At 71.4% G+C, this 501-nt stretch carries 1 protein-coding gene; it reads right to left on the minus strand.

Going from position 1 to position 501, the window contains the following annotated elements; genetic code table 11:
• Nucleotides 1-501: glycosyltransferase family protein (locus AC1DWF_RS39165; protein WP_476843763.1), on the minus strand; the 501-nt coding region annotated here is incomplete at both ends.

A 501-nucleotide genomic window follows, 5' to 3' on the forward strand; every position in this document is an offset into this window, starting at 1 on the left:
CATCAGCACCGTCGGGGCAGCCGCTTTGCGCTCGGTCCTCTCGAGCCGGGCGGCCATGTGCCGCTGGACGGCGTCCCAGGACAGGGTGGCCAGGAGGTCATCCACCGCCACGAAATCCGAGACGTCCGCGCGGCGCATCGCCCCCTCGGCCGCCGCCACGAAGGCCTCGGCATTCCCGGCGATCGCCACCGCCTCGATACCGGCGAAGCGCCGCTCTGTTTCCCGATTGGCGGCGGAGATCACGCGGCGGCCGGCCGCGAGATAGCGYGCGGCCTCGCCGGCATCCGGCACGGCCCATGGCTGCAGCGGCAGGATCGCCGCATCCCAGTGGCAGAGATAGGCCGGAAGCTCCGCCTCGCCCCGCGCACCGAGCCAGTGAATGTTGGCGGCTTGCGGCAGTTCCCGCTGCGTCTCGATCTCACCGATCATGGCGAAATGCCAGTTCGGACGCAGGGCGGCGATCCGGCCCAGCAGGTCCAGGTCGAGGCTGTCGTCCACGGC

Source organism: Aminobacter sp. P4_D5 (assembly GCF_056401815.1).